Origin of the sequence: Nitratidesulfovibrio sp., from assembly GCF_040373385.1 — a bacterium.
Lineage (GTDB): Bacteria > Desulfobacterota > Desulfovibrionia > Desulfovibrionales > Desulfovibrionaceae > Cupidesulfovibrio.
Genome location: NZ_JBDXXH010000004.1, coordinates 264,085 through 281,874, shown reverse-complemented (window position 1 = coordinate 281,874; position 17,790 = coordinate 264,085). Strand labels below are relative to the sequence as shown.

Below are 17,790 nucleotides of genomic sequence, written 5' to 3'. Positions count from 1 at the left end.
GCCGTGGGAATCCTCTCGCACATGGCCGACCTTCTCGCCCGCTGGCGCGGTTCGCGGGGGCTGCCGTTCGCGCTGCTCTTCAAGAAGTTCAAGAGCATCCTCGAACGCAACAACCGCATCCTCGAACTGATGGCCGACATGGGCGACAAGCTGGGCGGCGAATACGTGTTCGACCGCCAGTACATCGTGGACGCCTGCGAACGACTGGACGACCATGTCTTCAAGCTCATCTCGGACATGAGCGTGCTGAGCCAGCGCAAGAACGTGGAACTCTTTCTGGCCTTCGAGCGCATCCAGCACCAGTTGCAGGAGGAAATCGCCGGGCGCCACCACTTCGAGGGGGGGCGCCTGGTGCTGCCGTTCCGCGACATCGGCCCGGATGCCGAGGACGAAGTGGGCGGCAAGCTGGCCCAGCTGGGCGACCTGTCCAACCGCCTGCACCTGCGCACGCCCGACGGCTTTGCCATCACCACCGCCGCCTTCTTCGCCTTCATGACCCGCAACGGCCTGCTGGCGCAGGCCCAGCGCGGCATGCAGGACTGGGACGGCACCGACAGGGGGCTGCGCGAACTTTCCGACCTCATGCAGCGCGGCATCCACGATGCCCCGCTGCCCTGGGGGCTGGTGGCCCAGATCAACGCCATGGTGGACGTGCTGGGCATGCGCCGCAAGCAGCCCCTGCGCCTGGCCCTGCGCAGCAGCGCCTGGGGCGAGGACGGCGACGCCAGCTTTGCCGGGCAGTACGCCACGGAACTGAACGTGCCGCCCGACCGGGTGGTGGAGGCGTACAAGAACGTCATCGCCAGCGTCTATTCCGTGGAAGCATGGCGCTACCGGCTGGACAGGGGCTTTCACGAAAGCGAAGTGGCCATGGCCGTGGGCTGCCAGTTGATGGCGGACAGCCAGGTAAGCGGCGTGCTGTACACCTGCACCCTGCACGCGGGCGACAACTGCGAAGCCATGGTCGTCAGCGCCGCGTGGGGCGGCGGGGCCGCCGTTGTGGGCGGCGAGACGGCCACCGACACCTTTCTGTTGGAACGCACCCCGCCCTACCGCATCATCACCCGCGAAATCGCCCACAAGGCGCGGCGCATGGTGCCCGCGCCCAAGGGCGACATGCTCTGGGAAGACGTGCCCGCCGCCCTGCGCGATGCCCCCTGCCTGACCGACGCCCAACTGGAACAGCTGGCGCGCACGGGCATGTCGCTGGAACGGTATCACAAGCGTCCGCAGGACGTGGAATGGACCTTCGACGCCGAGGGCGCCCTGCATGTGCTGCAATCGCGCCCGCTGTGCACCACGTCGGAAGCGGGCCTGTGCGTGCCGGTGCAGGACGCCACCAGCCGGGCAGAGGTCATCCTGTCCGGCCGGGGCATGGTGGCCCAGCGCGGGGTGGCCGTGGGCCGGGTGGTGCTGGTGGACCACGCCACGGATCTGGACGCCTTTCCCGACGGCGGCATCCTGGTCTCCAAGTACACCTCGCCGCGCTATGCGCGGGTCATGCGGCGGGCGCAGGGCATCATCACCGACGTGGGTTCGCCCACCGGGCACATGTCCACCATCGCCCGCGAACAGCGCGTGCCCGCCGTGGTGAACACGGAAGTGGCCACGGAACTCTTGCGCGACGGCGAGGAAATCACCCTCGACGCCACCCAGAACGTGGTCTACCGGGGGCGGATTGCGGAACTGGACCGCTTTGAGCGCACCGAGACCGACGTGTTCGAGGAATCGTACGAATACCGGCTGCTGCGGCGCCTGCTGAAGCGCATTTCACCGCTGAACCTGATGGACCCGCATTCCGACGACTTCAAGCCAAGGGCCTGCCGCACCTACCACGACATCACCCGGTACATCCACGAAAAGGCCGTGGAAACGCTGGTGGACCTCAGCCAGCGGCACGAGGCGCTGCACCATGCCCCGGCCCGCCGCCTGCTGGACGGCCCGCCGCTGGGGCTTACCGTCATCGACGCGGGCGGCGGCACCGAATGCCTGCCGGAAACAGGCGCCATGGTCACCGGGCAGGTCTGCTCGGTACCCCTGCGCGCCTTTCTGGACGGACTGACGGAATCGGGCATGTGGGACACGGCCCCGGTGCCGGTGGACCTTGGCAGCTTCATGTCCAGCTTCACGCGCACCTTCAGCGCCTCGCAGGCCGGCCCGCGCGAGGTGGGCCGCAACCTGGCCGTGGTGCTGCGCGAGTACATGAACGTGAACATGCGGCTGGGCTACCATTTCAACATCATCGACGCCTACATAGGCGACAGCATCAATGACAACTACATCTACTTCCGGTTCCTTGGCGGGGTCACGGAACTGGTGCGGCGCTCGCGCCGGGCGCGCTTCGTGGCCGAGGTGCTGGAACGCTTCGACTTTCGCGTGGAGGTCCACGGCGACCTCGTGGTAGGCCGTATCAAGAAGCTGTCTGAGCCGCGCATGCTCCTGCGCATGCGCATGCTGGGCGGACTGGTGGGCTATGCCCGTCAGCTTGATGCCCGCATGCACAGCGACGAGCAGGTGGCGGACCATGTGCGGGCCTTCATGGAAGCCATTTCCAACGTCGTCGCGACACACCACGACGACCCGACCAAACGAACAGGGGGCGGACATGCCGTCACGACTGCGCATTCTGGTACTTGATGACGAACCCATCGTCTGCAAGCGGCTCAAACCCGCCTTCCAGAAGGCGGGGTACGAGGTGGAAACCTGCACCGACAGCGCAACCGCGTTGCAACGCATTGCGGACGCTCCGTTCGACGTGGTGGTCACGGACCTGAAGATGGAAGGGGCCGACGGCTTGCAGGTGGTGGAGCGTACCCATCAGATCCAGCCGCAGGCGCGCATCGTGGTCATTACCGGGTTCGCCACGCTGGACACGGCCAAGGAATCGTTCCGCAAGGGCGCGTTCGATTTCGTGGCCAAGCCGTTCAAGCTGGGCGACATTCTGGACTGCGTGCGACGCATCGAGGCGGAACTGCGCGAGGCGGGGGAGCGGCACGACGCGGACGGCGGGGCCGAAACGGACAGCGGAGCCGAAAAAGCCAACGGCATGTAGGGGGCGCACATGTGGTGGCCGTTTTCCGCGCGCGGGCGCGCGCAGCCCCCGGCAGATACCCGCTGGCGCATCCGGGCGCTGTTCCAGAACTTCCGGCGCATCCTGGCCTGCAACACGCAGGCGCTGGAGCGCATGGCAGAAATGGACCAGGCCCTCGGCGGGGCCTACATTTTCGACCGCGCCTTTCTGGAATCATCCGTACACGAACTGTCCCGGCTGGTGCACCACGTGGTCTACAACCTCAACGCGCTGACCGGAAACGGGTACGTGGCGTTGTACGACCGGTACGAGGAACTGCGCGGTGCGCTGGGCGGTGTGCTGGCGGGCGGCATGGACGGCGGGGTTGCGGTTGCGCAGTCGGGTGCGGGGGAGACGACGCGGAACGTGGCCGACATGCTCGCGGACGTGCGCGACGTGGATTGGGAGCAGGAACCGACGGCAGGATTCGAGGCGGCATGCCTGGCCCGGCTGGCCCGCCACCACGGGGCGCGCATCGCGGATGCGCTGGTAGTGGGCACGGTTGGATGCGCGGTGCTTGGCGATGGCGGTCCCACCGCCGATGCTGCGGGGCGGGAACTGCACGAGCGGGCCGTGCGCATGGCGGGCGGCGCAGCATCCTTCACCCTGCGGGTCAACGCGGTGGACGAAACAGGTCGTCCGACAAGCCCCGAAACGGAACGCACCGGGGTGGCCCCCGACATGCTGCCCCATATGCTGCGGGATACGGTGCGCGAAGCGGTGACGAACGATGAGGTGACGGGCGATGCAGGCACTGGCCACGCCACGGTGGCCCTGATCCTGCCCGAATTCCCCCTGCCCGTCTCCGGCTGGCTGCACAGCCACGCCCCCATGGGCCCGGTGCGCCATGCCGTGCTGGTGGAGGCCCGTTTCGCCTCCGGAGACGGAGCGGAGCACGCCCCCCGCGTGTCCACAGACCGCTACGCCCTGTCGCGGGTGCATCCCTTCGATCTGCTGTGCTGCGAAATCCCCCAACGCGCCGCCAACGCCCCCCTGCCCGACGGCAGCGAGCCGCTGGCCCCCTCCGCATCATTGCGCGGCCTGCTGCGCGGGTCCGCCCTGCTGGAACCGCCCTTCCTGCAGGGGCTGGCCGGTCTGGCCATGGCGGCGGAACGTCTGGCCGGGCAACCAGTGGAACTACGCTGGGGCATGGACCCGGAGGGGCGCTGCGTGCTGCTGGGGGTGCGGCCATCCACGGTGCGACTTGCGACAGACCCACAGGACCAGCCAGAGGAACCAGCCGATTCGGAAGACAACGCGGACGACGCCCCCCCCATGCATGTACTGCGCAACGGCGGGCAGACCGTGCAGATGGGCGTGGCCGCAGGCGGCGTGGTGCGCCTGACGGAAGCCACCAGACCGGAAGACTGCCCTCTGGGCGGCATCGGCGTGGCGCGCGCCGCCTCGCCAAATCTGGCCCCCCTGCTGGGCAGGCTGGCCGGGCTGGTCACCGAATTCGGCACCACTGCCGGGCATCTGGCCACCGTGGCGCGCGAACTGCGCGTGCCCGCCGTATTCGGCATGCCCGGCGTGTGCGATGCGGCCAGGCCCGGCGATATCGTCACCCTGGATGCAGGCGGCACGGTGCTCTACCGGGGCGCGGTGGAAGGGCTGCTGCACACCACGGACGCGGATGAAGACCTGCACCCCGCCGCACCGGAATACCGAACCCTGCGCCGCCTGCTGCGACTGGTGGCCCCGCTGGATCTGGTGGACCCCGACGCGCCCGACTTTTCTCCGGCGGGCTGCCGCACCTACCACGACATCCTGCACTTCTGCCACGAAATGTCCGTGGAGGCACTGATCAACCTGCGCGACACCCGCCCGGAACTGGCCGCGCCGCGCGTGCATAGGGTACGGCTGGACCTGCCGCTGGACCTGCGCCTGCTGGACGTAGGTGACGGAGTGGCCGGCCCCCCCGGCAGGCCGGATGGCGCAGGCTCGATGCATGGGGGCGATGCATGGCTGGACCTGACCGCCGTGCGCAGCGCACCCCTGCTGGCCTTTCTGGACGGGCTGCGCGCCGAGGGCGCGTGGTCCCATCGCCCTGCCCGGCTGCGGGCGGGCGACATCCTGTCCGGCATGGGCGGCGCATCCGGCACTGCCGCGAACGGGGCCGGACCGGATGCGGAGTGGGCCGCCACCGGGGCCAACCTGGCCATCGCCGGGCGCGACTACCTTAACCTCACCTTGCGCCTCGGCTACCATTTCACGGTGCTGGACGTGCTGCTGAGCGACAACCCCAACCGCAACCACGCCTATTTCCGTTTTGCGGGGGGCATGGCCGATCCGGCCCGACGGGTGCGCCGCGCCCACCTTGTGGGCAACGTGCTGGAAGAGCTTGGCTTTGCCACCCGCATGCGCGGCGACATGGTCACCGGCAGGCTGCGCGCCATGGAACATGCCGCCCTGCGCGACGCCGTGGCCGCGCTGGGCATGCTGACGGCCTTTACCCGGCAGGTGGATACCACCCTGAACGACGACGCCGACATGGTGCGCGCGGCTACGAACTTCCGCCTGCTGCGCGAAAACGCGCAACGGCACACGCGGGGCTGACCATGCTGCACAACCTTCTGGAACGCTGGCGCGTACGCAGGGCCGCGCGGCAGGCGGCGGCGCTGGACACGCTGAAGGCCCGCTACCACGCCTTCCGCATCCTGCTGGAAAACAATGGGCGGGCGCTGGAATGTCTGGCCGGTTTCGACGGCACATCCGGCACTGCCCGGCGCGAACTGGTGGAGGAACTGGTCTCGCTGACCGGCGAACTGGTGGACGGGCTGGACCTGCTGTCCGACGGAGCGCATCCCGGCCTGTTCGGCGCGTACGGGCGCATAGCGGGGCGGGTGGAACAACTGGGCGCGGACACGGACCCCACGCCGGAGCGGGATATCCTGTGCCTTTCGCTGGACGGCCTGCCCCCGGAGCAGGCCGGTCTGGCGGGCACCAAGGCCGCCACGCTGGCGCAGTTGCGCGGCTACGGACTGCCGGTGCCGCCGGGATTCGTGGTCACCGCCACGGCAGTGTCCCGCCTGCTGGCCGCACCGGGGCTGGATGCCCAACTGCGCCGCCTGCTGGACGTGGCCGAAGCCGATCCCGGCAGCCTTGCAGTGACCACCGCCCGCATCCGCGAAGCCATCCTGGCCGCCCCCATGCCCGCCGAGGTAGAGCATGCGGTACGCCGCGCATGGGCCGATCTGGCGGCGGGCCTGCCGCCGGAACACGGCCCCCTGCTGCTGGCCGCGCGCAGCAGCGGCACGGCGGAGGACAGGGCGGAACATTCCTTTGCCGGGCAGTACGCCACGGTGCTGGGCATCAGCACGCCACAGGCGCTTCTGGACGCCCTGCGCGAGGTGGCGGCCAGCGCCTTCGGCCAGCGCGCCCTGGCCTACCGGCGGCACATGGGCCTGCCGCGCGGCGAGGCGGACATGGCCGTGCTGTGCCAGTCCATGGTGCCCGCCCGCACCGCCGGGGTGCTGTTCACGCGCGATCCGGCCCGTGCGCCGGGCAGCTATCAGGCCGACGACGAACGCATGCTGGTGGTGGCCGTGCCAGGCCTGGGCACGCTGGCCGTGGACGGCGCCGCCCCGGCGGACGTCTACCTGCCCGCGCGCGATCCGGCGGCGGTACGCGCGGGCGACGTGGAAACCCGCATCGCCCGCAAGACCCTGCGCGAAACGCTGGCCCCGGACGGCACGCTAGTCCGGCTTCCCGTGCCCCCCGAAGACGCCGAGGCCCCCACACTGTCGCCACCGGAACTGGCCACGCTGGTACGGCTGGCCCGCATGGTGGAAGGGGTGGAGGGCGGCCCGCAGGACATCGAATGGGCCGTGCATGAAATCACCGGAGCAGTGCATCTGTTGCAGGCCCGTCCCCTGCGCATGGCCGGGGTCCGGCCTCCTTCCGCCGCCCATCAGGACGGCATGGACGGCGCGCCGCTGCTGCGCGGTGCGTGCGCCTCGCCGGGCAGGGCCGTCGGGCGGGTACACCTGGCGCACAGACCCCGTGAATTCGCGCCGCCAAACGGCAACGCGGCGGCAGGGCACGAGGGAACCGGCGGCGCTGGCGGGGGAGACCATACCGGCAGCGACGCCTTACCATACAATGATACCCCCGCCGTGCTGGTGCTGCCGCACAGCATCCCCGACGCGGCCACCCATCTGGACGGCTACGCGGCCATCCTGGTGGAGGCCGGGAACCCGGCGGACCATCTTTCGTGCGTGGCCCGCGAGCGGTCCATCCCCATGCTGGTGGGGGTGGCCGGGGCCATGAATCTGCCCGAAGGCGCGGGCGTGCTGGTGGATGCCGGGCGCGGCGCCGTGCTGGAAGTGCCCGACGCCCTGTGGGACGGCGTGCTGGCCGCCACCCGGCGCGAGGCCGCACGCAGGCGCACCCCGCAGGACAGGGAGACGCCCGGCGAACGGGAACTGCGCGCGTTGATCGTGCCGCTGAATCTTACCGACGCCTACGGCCCCACGTTCAATGAGCGCGAATGCCGTTCGCTGCACGACATCGTGCGTTATGTCCACGAAAAGGCCGTGCTGGCCATGTTCCGGGCCGGGGACGAAGTGATGGAGACGGCGGGAACCCTGTTGCGACGCGTGGAACTGGGCGTGCCCTTCCACGTGCTGGCCATCGACGTAGGCGGCGGTTTCCGGAACGGCGCGGCCAACGGAGGGGCACGGCGCACCACGAGGGGCACGGCGCTGCCGACCATTCCGGAAGACGTGGCCTCCGCGCCGTTCGCGGCGCTGTGCGAGGGGCTGACCACGCCGGGGCTGGCCTGGGGGCAGCCCGACGGGGGCGTGCCCGCCGGTCTGCTGTCGCGCGCGCTGCTGGACGGGCGCGGCGAGCGGCCCGTGGGGGAGTTCAACTACGCGCTGGTCTCGCGCGACTACTGCAACCTCAACGCGCGGGTGGAATACCACTTCGCCATGCTGGACGCGCTGTGTACCGACAACCCGCGCGAAAACCACATCCACTTCCGGTTCAAGGGCGGCGGCACCGGTGGTGCGCGGCGGGCGCGGCGTATTGCCTTCATGCGCGAGGTGCTGACCGGGGCCGGGTTCTTCACGGCGGCGGTGGACGACCTGCTCACGGCCACGCTGGCCGGTGAACCCGCCGGAGTGATGCGGCAACGGCTGGTGCTGCTGGGGCGGTTGCTGGGCTACACCCGCCTGCTGGACGCGGCCATGGCCGATGACGACGCACCGGCGCTGTTTGCGCGGGCTTTCCTGTCCGGCAGGTACGACACCAAGGACGCGCGGGCGTTGCGGGACGGGCCAGACCGGCTGGACGTCAATGCAGCCCCCGCAGGGCCGGACAAGGACATGACCACCGCCGTACGCCATGCCGGGGGCACGGCGGAAAACAAGATCGGGTGACCTGCGGGATGCGCCCCTTGCCGCGCACGTGCATCCAAACGCTGAATAATGGTCGCGCGGCGGGGACGTGCCCCGCCATCAGGCGTGGTGAAAACGCAGGGTGGGCAGTTCCAGCGCGGTGAGCATATGCCCGCCGCCCGCGCCGGTATCGATGCCTATGCGGCCCGGAGCCACCAGCGGCGTGGCGAACGAACTGTGCCCGAAGACCACGGTGCGGCCACCAATATGGTGGTGCGGGGCCATGTCTCGCCGCACCAGGCGTCGGCTGTCCAGCCGCTGGGGTTCGCTGCGCGGGTCGTCGGCCAGCCCCGGATCGGCATGCACGAAGACGTGGGTGGGCGTTTCGTGCACAAAAGCCAGCCCGCGCAGGAAGGCCGCGTGCTGCGGCGGCAGGCAGGCCAGCCCGGCCAGACGGTGCGGCGCATCGGCACCGTAGCTGCGCAGGGTGGCTTCCACCCCCAGAAAGCGCAACAAAGGCAACAGGTCCGCATCGCCCGTATCCGCGTAGTCCAGCAGGGTCTGCTCGTGGTTGCCGCGCAGAAACACCGCGCCCGGACAGGTGCGTTGCAACTCCAGCAACAGGTCGATGACCCCTTTGCTGTCCGGCCCCCGGTTCACGTAGTCACCCAGAAACACCACGGTATCCCGCTCGCGGTCCAGCGGCAGGCGGCGCAGCAGGGCCTCCAGCCGGTCACGGCGGCCATGGATGTCGCCCAAGGCAAAGGTGCGTGTTTGGTGGGGCATTGTTGCGTGCAATGTTACAAAATCTTGAGTGTTGGGCAATCGCGCCTGGTATTCACATTCAATCAGGCAGCGTGCTCCGGGGCTTCCCCGCGCCGGTTATGAGGGTTCGGCTATCGGCGGCTGACCTCGAACTGCATTTTCTCTCGGCACCACCTGCCGCCTGATACCGGAAAAAGACATCCCACGGGAACACCATCATGCTGCCTTATTTTGTATCCATTCGAGTTCCTGCGTAAAATAAAGAAAGCCTGCAGTGTGGCCTGGTGATGTTTTGGTTGCACCCCATAGGGGAACGCTTGGTCAGGGTACCCTATTGATGGTTCGTTTGCACTTCCACCAGAACGGAATTCACTCTTTCGTTCCAGAACGCGGGTCAGGTCAAGTTGGTGCAAGCCCGGCGAATGCTCCAACTGCCCGGTATACATCGGGTACCTCTGATGTCCCACTTCCCTACGCTCTGAATATATCAATAAAAACGGGACAAACAGCCCTGTCCAAGCCCCACCCACGCGCCCGCGCGCGGCAACCATAATGCCTGTCACCCAACTTGAGAAACCAGCATTCTCAACTCACGTGGCGAAATTTCTCAACTATGGCGACGACTCACACAGAGCCACGTAAAATTTCCGAGGTAGGAATGGGGTAGAAAAAAGAAAAAGCCTTTATGGAAATGTTCCATAAAGGCTTGTCTTTCTGGTTGCGGGGGCCGGATTTGAACCGACGACCTTCGGGTTATGAGTTTATTAGTCCACGATATTCCTCACCTTTCCCGATCCACCCCAAGCAATCACATTTAAACTATAAAAACAGAATATTGAAGAGAAATATCTAGCTCAAAACCTCCCTGAAGCTTCCCGAGATTTCGCGTTGTCACCCCGCAGAGGGTGGGGCTATAGCGGGGCTGGCTCCCTCTTCGTGAAACATGCCCATCCCCGCGAGACACCCATGACCACGACGACCTCCACCAGCTACCGCGGCGTTCGTTACCGCGAAAGTCAGACCCGCAAACACGGCTCGAAGCCTGATCGCTATTTCTTCATCCGGTACAAATCCGATGGCAAACCGAAGGAAGAAGGTGCCGGGTGGGCATCCGAAGGCATGACCAGCCAGAAGGCATCTCAGCTGCGCGCCAGGATCACTGAGAATATCAGGCTGGGGCGACGCCCGCAGTCTCTCGCCGAAATGCGCGAGATGATGCACGAGGCCCGCGAACAGGCCGCTGTTGAAGAGCGCCGTGCAGCCCATGCGGCCACAACCTTGGACGAATTCTGGGAGAGGCACTACCTGCCCTCCTCTACCCTGCACAAGACGCCACAGACGATGAGGACGGAATCCGGGTACTACGCCAAGTGGATCAAGCCGGTGCTCGGCAATTCCCCACTCAGCGCCCTTACCCCACCACTCATTGAGCAGGTTGCCAGCAACGCCATGACCGCTGGGCGAAGTGCGGCCACCATCCGCCACCTGCTGGCCATTATCTCCCAAGTCTGGGGCATGCCCGGAATCATGAAATCGTGAGCGGAGAGTGCCCCTGCACGCGCATCAAGAAACCTCGCAAGGACAACAGGCGGATGCGCTTCCTGACGGAATCCGAAGCAAGCACCCTACTCGCGGAGCTCAAGAAAAGATCGCAGGACACCCACGACAGCGCCCTACTCTCCCTCTTCTGCGGCCTCAGGGCAGGCAAAATCCATGCGCTCACCTGGACGGACCTAAACTTCATGGCAGGGACCATCTACATCCGCGACCCCAAGAACAAGCACAGCAGGCATGCGTACATGACCGACGAGGTCCGGGCGATGCTCACGGAGCGCTCCCAGGGCCCGAACGGCACAGAGTACGTCTTCCCGGCCCAGAACGGAGTCAAGCGCAACTGGGTATCCGACACCTTCGAGCGCGTCGTCGAGCAACTCGGCCTCAACGAAGGGATCAGCGACACCAGGCAGCGCGTGGTCTTCCATACCTTGCGCCACACGTTCGCCAGTTGGCTCGTGCAAGACGGCACACCGCTGTATACCGTCGCCGAGCTCATGGGGCATACCACGCTTGAGATGACCAAGCGCTACTCGCACCTCAGCCCCGACACGGTCAGGGCCGCAGCGATGAGCCTGCAGGGCAGACTCAGCAAATAGCCCCCCTCCTCGACTTGCCCGCGCATCTACCTGCCAATTGCTAGAGCCTTCCCCTAAAGGGGAAGGCTCTAGCTAGACACACCCAAAAACACCCAACACATTGTTTTTATTAAAAAAACAGAAGAAGCACTCAAACTCATAACGCCAAGCCCTGCCAAGACGTCTAACACACTGAAATTACAGACACAACCAACAGAACCCACGACTCGTCAAGCCTGCCTGCAAGCCTCGACACCGTCAACTCGTCGGTCAAACGTGGCAACATGGCATCACCTGCGGACTACACACCTCCGATCCTTTGCCCCCCCAATTGCTTGTCCGGCTCCCCACAGGCAAGACAGGGGCAAGTGAATGCCCCCCGTACGCTCAGCGAGAGGCACGTCCCCCTTAACGCCTTCAAATTTGGAGCACCAGCGGCGTGTAACTGGAGAGCACCGTGGCGCCGGTAATCAGCCGCATGGGTTCGGCCATAGCCTGGGAGACCAGCATATGGTCAAAGGGGTCGTTGTGGTGCTTCGGAAGGGTCGCGAGCATCTCTGCATGCGCACCAAGAAGGGGAAGCTCAAGGAAGCCGCTCTCCCGCGCTGCAGCACGAAGCACGGACAACTCGGCATCAAGTTTGCCGATGCGTGTCTTGCTGGCGATCTCCCACCAAGACACGGAACTGACAAAGACCTCGTTCTCATCAGCAAGCAGCAGTTCCCGAACAGGCGCAATGCGCGGGGAATCGGTCAGCGCCCAGAGAAGCGCGTTGGTGTCCAGCAGCAGTCTCATTCCTCGCTCCCTTCAAACGCCGCAAGAAGTTCCGGCGGCAGAGGAGCGTCGAAATCGTCGGGAACCTTCAGTTTGCCCTTCAGAAGACCAAGACGCTTTTTCGGCTTAGCACTTGCGGCCGACTTAAGGACGGCCTCTGCTCGACCATAGCTGCCGATGAAAATGGTTTCACCACCTGCCGCACGTTTTACCAACTGCGACAGAGAGCTCTTGGCTTGGTGCATGGGGACGATATTCATAGCCACCTCCATACGATACTCCCTGTCCATTTAGACTTAGCTAGAGCTTAGTCCGAAGTCAAGGAACGCCCTTTAAATACCGGACAAGTCGGCAAGCCAAAAATAGTTATCGACAGCCCGGCGGGGGGGCACACCTAGCATGGCAACAGTGTCAGGCGAATACCATCTCTCCACACATAGTATGTAAAAACAAGTCTGACAAAAAACCAAAGATATAAAAGCACGCCGATACACATTCTATACCAATTATAAGCACAATATATTTCAGCCAACTCCCAACCATTACACATGATAAAACTATATTATATATCCTATTTAATATCTATCTTATTTAATACCAACATTACTAAATACACAAAAACAACATAAAAACACAATCTACATACTAACGCTAACACACAAATTGCGCACCAGCACATCATCAGCTATCCATAGCAAGAGCCGACATCACAAGTGTAGTATTCTTTTGTGCAACAAATAACACCCTCCATTAATCAAATAGCAATCAAAGTAGTACGCCATATTTATTACAGAAAACACATACAGATACTACCGAGTTCAAGCATATGACGACAAGCCATGTGAATCGATATCCTCGATGCCATCATTGACCGCATTGGATACATGACGAATCGATTCAGCAGAGTGCTCTTCATCCGCTTTGACTTACGATATCCGAGGAACTTCTATTCATCCCGTGGAAATGACGACATTCAGCGCTTTTTCAACAGCTTTACGCGCTATTTATCCCGCATGAGGATAGCCTACCAGTACGTCTGGGTACGTGAACAATCCAGAGAAAAACACCAACATTACCACGTGATGCTCCTCCTAAATGGCAACCTCACATGCCACAGTTGGAACCACATGGAGAAGGCTGAACAACTCTGGCAGCGCGCTCTTGGGATCGACTACCCAGGACTCCTCCAAAGATGTGACCGAAGCAGAGACGGCAACAGACACCCTGACTTCATCCACCTGGACCGTCATGATGCCTGCTATGAACAAGATATCGAGAGATGCGTGGAATGGGCTAGTTATTTAGATAAGGCGAGGACCAAGGGCTATACCCCCTTAAATGTGAGGGAATGGGGAGCGAGCACATGTGGAGCTTAGTGGATGACCTGCCCCCCTAAACCTGAGCCAGGGATTTTGTTAGTCTCTGGTCAACGGAGGGAAGGCAATGGGCAGGAAGGGGCAAGCACCGGAGCAGATAATCGCCAAGCTGCGTGAAGCAGAGGTTTCGCTGGCCAAGGGCAAGACGGTTGCCGAGACGTGTCGGGCGCTGGGTGTCTATGAACAGACGTTCTACCGCTGGCGCAATGAGTACGGCGGGCTGAAGGTTGACCAGGCCAAGAAGCTGAAGACGCTGGAGCGTGAAAACGCCAGGCTGAAGAACGCCGTGGCGGAGTTGACCTTGGACAAGCTCATCTTGCAGGAGGCGGCAAGGGGAAACTTCTGAGCCCTTCCCGGCGCCGGAAATGTGTGGCTCATGTGCGTACGGTTCTTCATGTGCCGGAGCGGCGAGTGTGCCGCTTGCTGGAGCAACCTCGGGCGCCCCAGCGATACCGCCCCAGCATAGCCAGTGATGAAGAACCGCTGAAGGCGGCCATCATCCATTTCGCCAGCGAGTATGGCCGGTACGGGTATCGCCGCATCCAGGCTTTGCTTGAGCGGGAAGGTTGGCTGGTAAACCGCAAACGCATTGAGCGCATCTGGCGTCAGGAAGGGCTGAAGGTTCCGCAAAAGCAGCCGAAGCGCAGCAGGCTCTGGCTCAACGATGGTTCATGCGTCCGGCTACGGCCTTGCTGGCCCAACCATGTCTGGTCGTATGACTTCGTCATGGACCGAACGCACGAAGGCCGGGCGTTTCGCATCCTCGTGGTCATCGACGAGTTCACTCGGGAGTGCCTGGCGCTTGAGGTTTCCAGGCAGCTCCGCTCCGACGATGTGTTGCACTGCTTGGCACGGTTGTTCGTTGAAAAGGGCACGCCGGATTTCATCCGGTCAGATAACGGCTCCGAGTTCGCTGCCCACGCCGTGCGGGACTGGCTCGGCAAGGTCGGCGTGAAGACGTTGTTCATTGAGCCTGGTTCTCCCTGGGAGAACGGCTACTGCGAGAGCTTCAACGGCAAAATGCGGGATGAGAAGCTGAACGGGGAGCTGTTCTATACGCTCCGGGAGGCACAGGTGGTTCTTGAAATGTGGCGGCAGGAATATACACGTTCAGGCCGCATAGCTCGCTGGGGCAACGTCCGCCAGCGCTGGTCGCCACCCTGCCCCTCGGGGCAGGGTGCTCCCTCTGGGGACCACATCTGGACTCAAGCAGGCATCACAGACTAACACAATGAGTGGTACAATTCTCGGGGGCTGGTCACGTTCATTGCCCGCAATGAAGACCACCACTCATGGGTGCTGCGCGAACTGACCGCGCGCGGGGCGGACGAAGAGATCATCCTTGCCACCGCCGCCATGCACGGGCTGGACGACGTGAGCCTGGCCGAAGGGGTGAAACCGCTGGCCGTAGTCAACCACTACCTGGACATCGGGCTGACCGGCCTGACCATGCGGGCCGAGCACGTGCGGGCCGAGCGCGCCATCGGCTTTCTGGCCGATTCCGACTGGCCCTGGAGCGGACGTGCCCAGCAGCGCGCCCGCGAACTGGCCGAGGCCATGGCCCCGCGCTGCGCGTGCCCGCCGGGTACATGCACCTGTACCTTGGCTCGCACTTCAGTTTCGAACATGTCGATGGGCTGTTGCAGGACATGGGCCGGGAGCTGGCCATGGCGCGGTTGATGGAGGAAATGGAGAAGGACGGCTAGAAACGCTTTCCCCTTGGCCGGGCAGCATTGCACAGAACAAACACCGAAATCACTACGTACCGCACCAGCCATCACCCAGAAAGCAGAAACCCGCAGATTTGAATCTGCGGGTTTCTGCTTTCTGGGTGCGAAGGCGCTTCTCGCGCATGTCGGCATCTGCGGTATGGACAAGTGTTGCGTTCCCGGGCAGTTCCCGCAAATCTCCGCACTGCACGGCCGGAATTTGAAGCGGCCATTGGACAGGTGCCAAGCACCGCCGCAAGGGCACACCGGCCACCCACTGATGCCGAGATACGTCTTTCACATGGCTTTCTTTGTCTGTAACTCTCACGATTCATACGTTCTCCACCCTTGTTGCGCAGTGGAATTTTTCTACTCACGGTTCTTAATAAATTCAATTGCCCTTGGAATTTCTTCAAATTTGTAGACAATATAGTCCGGCTCGGCTCTTTTTGACCTCTTTCTACCCTGGTTCGAAGAAAAGTATATCGTCTTCATATCTATCTGCTTGGCCCCGTAAACGTCACGGAACATATCGTTGCCGACGAACAGCGCATCGCAGGGCTCCAGCCCCAGGCCGTCCAGGGCCGCCAGGAATATCCGCCGGTCCGGCTTGCGGAATCCGTAATCCCCGGAAACGATGATGGGGTTGAAATAGTGCTCTATGTCCAGGGCGCGCATTTCCGGCACGGCCCAGGCGCTTTGCGCATCCGACAGGGCGGCCAGCTTGTAGCGCCCAGCAAGGTCATCGAGGATGGTTCTGACCCCTGGGTAAAGCCGCAGGCGGAAACGGGAGATGCCCCGATACATCTCTGCCAGCACCAGGGGCAGAACGTCCAGTTTCTCTTGCGGCAAGGCCCGACAGGCTCCGGGTCTGCGCTGCAAGAACTCTCGCCACAGGGCCACGACGTCGAACTCGGGAAAATCCTCTGCACTGGAGCGGCGCTGGGCTGCCATGAGATCGTAGTATTCGTCGCGCAGATCCCAGCGGTGGATGTGTATGCCCTGGTACGTCAAAAAGTGGCTGATACCACGGTAGATATCTTCGCAGCTTTCATCCGTGTGGATGTTGATAAGGGTGCCGTTGAGATCGAAAATGATGGCCTTTATGTTCATGGTAAAGCCCCCAGAGCCTGTTTGGCCTCTTGGACAAGGCGCCAGCGGTAGTCCGGGGCAATCCAGGAATTGCGGGCGATGCGCAGCAGGGTGATGCCAAGATAAAAGGGCACGCGCCGGGTGATGGCCGCAAAGGCGCGTTCTCGTTCGGGCTGATGACAGCAGTACTCCCACAGGAAGTGCCCGATGAAGGGCTCCGCTGCTGCCGGGTCGCCCAGGCCCTGACAGAAGAAATGCTTCAACTCGCCGCAAAGCCTGCCCAGATCGAACACCCGGTCGGCCCATTGCATGCGCTCCAGGTCGATGGCCATGACGCTTTTGCCCCGACCGAACAGGAAGTTGGAAGGGGTCACGTCGCCGTGCACCAACACCGCGCGGTCTTCCCACATGATGCTCTCCGTGCGCCAAGCCTCACGCAGGGCATATAGCTCCCCGGCCAGTTGGGGACCCAGGCCCCGCGTGACGGAAAGGGAGGTGATGAGCCGCCCCATGTAGTCGCAGGGGTCGGAGAAGGTCACGGGCCAATCCCTGGCCGTGCGGCCATGCAGGGTGGCCAGAAACCAGGCCAGGGCGGTGAGCTTGCGAAAAAGCCTGCCGCGCCGCCCCAGGAAGATGGCGTCGTTGATGACCGACCCCAGAACATCCCCGTCGAGGTACTCCATCATCAGCAAGCCGCCCAGCCGCGCGTTGAACCCCAAGGGGCGCACAACATAGTGGGGCGCGTGCGCAAAACCGATGGATCGCAAGAAATCCAGATTGTTGAATTCGATACGCCCTGTATCCAGGGCCTGGCCGAAGGGGTCGTGATGCGCAGGGTAGAACTTGCCGATGACCCGAACGCCGCCGTGCTTTTCCTCGTACAGGTAGACGTTGCGCGAGCAGGCGGACTGGAAGACGCGGATTTCCGGGGCGTGGGAATGCAGGCCGAGTTGGGGCAGTACCTCGTGCTGCAGATACCCGTACAAGGGGTCGGCGTGGGGCAGATGGCCTAGGTAGGCGAAATTCATATGCCCCCCCCCGCTGTGCCGGGTGGGGCGTTTGCCAGCGGCAGCGTCCGCACGAACCGTTCCGGTGTGGCGATTCCGGCCAGTGCATGTCGACGGCATTTGCCCTGCCACAGCGGCGGGGCAGACGCAGCCAGGGCAAAGTGCATATGCCCGGAGCGCGAGGCGGGGATGATCATTGCAGAGAGTTGAAGCACCATCGCAATCCTTTGCATGGGGGCCAAGGGGACTGTGCTTGCCGCATCCCGGTGCGGAGACACGGCGCGGCGCCCCCCTTCTTGCCGAAAATGAAAACGACCGTGGCCATGATGATCAAGGAACTTGCTCTGCGGGTCGGTGCGCTGGCGCGCATAGCTCCATGTCGCAACGGCATGAATACATCGCTGAGTCATTCTACGTGCACTATCGCACAGACGTTTTTCACACACAGCACGTAGTCTCATGCATGCTGAAGAATTGTCTTGCCTAGCCAGCATTGCAAACAGGCACGCAACCGTTGGAGCTCCCG

At 63.6% G+C, this 17,790-nt stretch carries 13 protein-coding genes and 1 pseudogene; 9 read left to right on the top strand and 5 right to left on the bottom strand.

Translation table 11 applies throughout. From position 1 onward, the window contains the following. Positions 1–3 precede the first annotated feature (3 nt). The 4 genes from ABWO17_RS09490 to ABWO17_RS09475 are packed head-to-tail and all read left to right on the top strand — an operon-like array spanning position 4 to position 8,451. The gene (locus tag ABWO17_RS09490; protein ID WP_353117907.1) at positions 4–2,637 is read left to right on the top strand and encodes a PEP/pyruvate-binding domain-containing protein; all 2,634 of its coding nucleotides are present in this window, start codon (positions 4–6) and stop codon (positions 2,635–2,637) included. Beyond that, positions 2,606–3,052, top strand: a complete 447-nt coding sequence (locus ABWO17_RS09485) for a response regulator (RefSeq protein ID WP_353117905.1) — start codon at positions 2,606–2,608, stop codon at positions 3,050–3,052. Before ABWO17_RS09490 ends, ABWO17_RS09485 begins: the two co-directional genes overlap by 32 nt. Positions 3,053–3,061: 9 nt before the next feature. Further along, positions 3,062–5,626, top strand: a complete 2,565-nt coding sequence (locus ABWO17_RS09480; protein WP_353117903.1) for a PEP-utilizing enzyme — start codon at positions 3,062–3,064, stop codon at positions 5,624–5,626. A 2-nt stretch (positions 5,627–5,628) separates the two neighbouring features. Beyond that, positions 5,629–8,451, top strand: a complete 2,823-nt coding sequence (locus ABWO17_RS09475; protein ID WP_353117901.1) for a PEP/pyruvate-binding domain-containing protein — start codon at positions 5,629–5,631, stop codon at positions 8,449–8,451. Positions 8,452–8,529: 78 nt separating this feature from the next. On the opposite strand, the gene ABWO17_RS09470 is transcribed toward ABWO17_RS09475, so the two are convergent. Further along, the gene (locus ABWO17_RS09470; RefSeq protein ID WP_353117900.1) at positions 8,530–9,195 is read right to left on the bottom strand and encodes a metallophosphoesterase; all 666 of its coding nucleotides are present in this window, start codon (positions 9,193–9,195) and stop codon (positions 8,530–8,532) included. 945 nt (positions 9,196–10,140) lie between these two features. Between ABWO17_RS09470 and ABWO17_RS09465 the strand changes: the two genes are divergently transcribed. Together ABWO17_RS09465 and ABWO17_RS09460 are read left to right on the top strand one after the other, a co-directional pair. Further along, a complete protein-coding gene (locus ABWO17_RS09465) occupies positions 10,141–10,713 on the top strand; it encodes a tyrosine-type recombinase/integrase (RefSeq protein WP_353117898.1) in 573 nt (190 codons plus the stop codon). A gap of 53 nt (positions 10,714–10,766) precedes the next feature. Then, entirely contained in the window at positions 10,767–11,327 is a 561-nt protein-coding gene (locus ABWO17_RS09460) for a tyrosine-type recombinase/integrase (RefSeq protein ID WP_353117896.1), read from the top strand. Between the two features lie 396 nt (positions 11,328–11,723). On the opposite strand, the gene ABWO17_RS09455 is transcribed toward ABWO17_RS09460, so the two are convergent. After that, entirely contained in the window at positions 11,724–12,101 is a 378-nt protein-coding gene (locus ABWO17_RS09455; RefSeq protein ID WP_333505250.1) for a type II toxin-antitoxin system VapC family toxin, read from the bottom strand. Next, positions 12,098–12,340, bottom strand: a complete 243-nt coding sequence (locus ABWO17_RS09450) for a type II toxin-antitoxin system Phd/YefM family antitoxin (RefSeq protein WP_035069587.1) — start codon at positions 12,338–12,340, stop codon at positions 12,098–12,100. Before ABWO17_RS09450 ends, ABWO17_RS09455 begins: the two co-directional genes overlap by 4 nt. A 624-nt stretch (positions 12,341–12,964) precedes the next feature. On the opposite strand from ABWO17_RS09450, the gene ABWO17_RS09445 reads away from it, so the two are divergent. From ABWO17_RS09445 to ABWO17_RS09435, 3 genes and pseudogenes are all read left to right on the top strand, one after another. Then, positions 12,965–13,456 (top strand): YagK/YfjJ domain-containing protein, encoded by a 492-nt coding sequence (locus ABWO17_RS09445; protein WP_353117893.1) that lies wholly within the window; start codon positions 12,965–12,967, stop codon positions 13,454–13,456. Positions 13,457–13,523: 67 nt separating this feature from the next. Then, positions 13,524–14,691: pseudogene (locus ABWO17_RS09440) on the top strand (IS3 family transposase). 61 nt (positions 14,692–14,752) lie between these two features. Next, complete coding sequence (locus tag ABWO17_RS09435; RefSeq protein ID WP_353117891.1) at positions 14,753–15,136, top strand: hypothetical protein; 384 nt, start codon at positions 14,753–14,755, stop codon at positions 15,134–15,136. A 398-nt stretch (positions 15,137–15,534) separates the two neighbouring features. Here ABWO17_RS09435 and ABWO17_RS09430 read toward each other — a convergent pair whose 3' ends face one another. Continuing rightward, entirely contained in the window at positions 15,535–16,278 is a 744-nt protein-coding gene (locus tag ABWO17_RS09430) for an HAD family hydrolase (RefSeq protein WP_353117889.1), read from the bottom strand. Further along, on the bottom strand, positions 16,275–17,285 hold the full coding sequence (locus tag ABWO17_RS09425) for a phosphotransferase (RefSeq protein WP_353117887.1): 1,011 nt from the start codon (positions 17,283–17,285) through the stop codon (positions 16,275–16,277). The genes ABWO17_RS09430 and ABWO17_RS09425 overlap by 4 nt, the downstream gene beginning before the upstream one ends. Positions 17,286–17,790 lie beyond the last annotated feature (505 nt).

Coding starts and splice junctions, on each gene's coding strand:
- ABWO17_RS09485 (WP_353117905.1), top strand. CDS start 2,606: ATGCCGTCACGACTGCGCATTCTGGTACTTGATGACGAACCCATCGTC.
- ABWO17_RS09480 (WP_353117903.1), top strand. CDS start 3,062: ATGTGGTGGCCGTTTTCCGCGCGCGGGCGCGCGCAGCCCCCGGCAGAT.
- ABWO17_RS09475 (WP_353117901.1), top strand. CDS start 5,629: ATGCTGCACAACCTTCTGGAACGCTGGCGCGTACGCAGGGCCGCGCGG.
- ABWO17_RS09470 (WP_353117900.1), bottom strand. CDS start 9,195: ATGCCCCACCAAACACGCACCTTTGCCTTGGGCGACATCCATGGCCGC.
- ABWO17_RS09465 (WP_353117898.1), top strand. CDS start 10,141: ATGACCACGACGACCTCCACCAGCTACCGCGGCGTTCGTTACCGCGAA.
- ABWO17_RS09460 (WP_353117896.1), top strand. CDS start 10,767: ATGCGCTTCCTGACGGAATCCGAAGCAAGCACCCTACTCGCGGAGCTC.
- ABWO17_RS09455 (WP_333505250.1), bottom strand. CDS start 12,101: ATGAGACTGCTGCTGGACACCAACGCGCTTCTCTGGGCGCTGACCGAT.
- ABWO17_RS09450 (WP_035069587.1), bottom strand. CDS start 12,340: ATGAATATCGTCCCCATGCACCAAGCCAAGAGCTCTCTGTCGCAGTTG.
- ABWO17_RS09445 (WP_353117893.1), top strand. CDS start 12,965: ATGACGAATCGATTCAGCAGAGTGCTCTTCATCCGCTTTGACTTACGA.
- ABWO17_RS09430 (WP_353117889.1), bottom strand. CDS start 16,278: ATGAACATAAAGGCCATCATTTTCGATCTCAACGGCACCCTTATCAAC.
- ABWO17_RS09425 (WP_353117887.1), bottom strand. CDS start 17,285: ATGAATTTCGCCTACCTAGGCCATCTGCCCCACGCCGACCCCTTGTAC.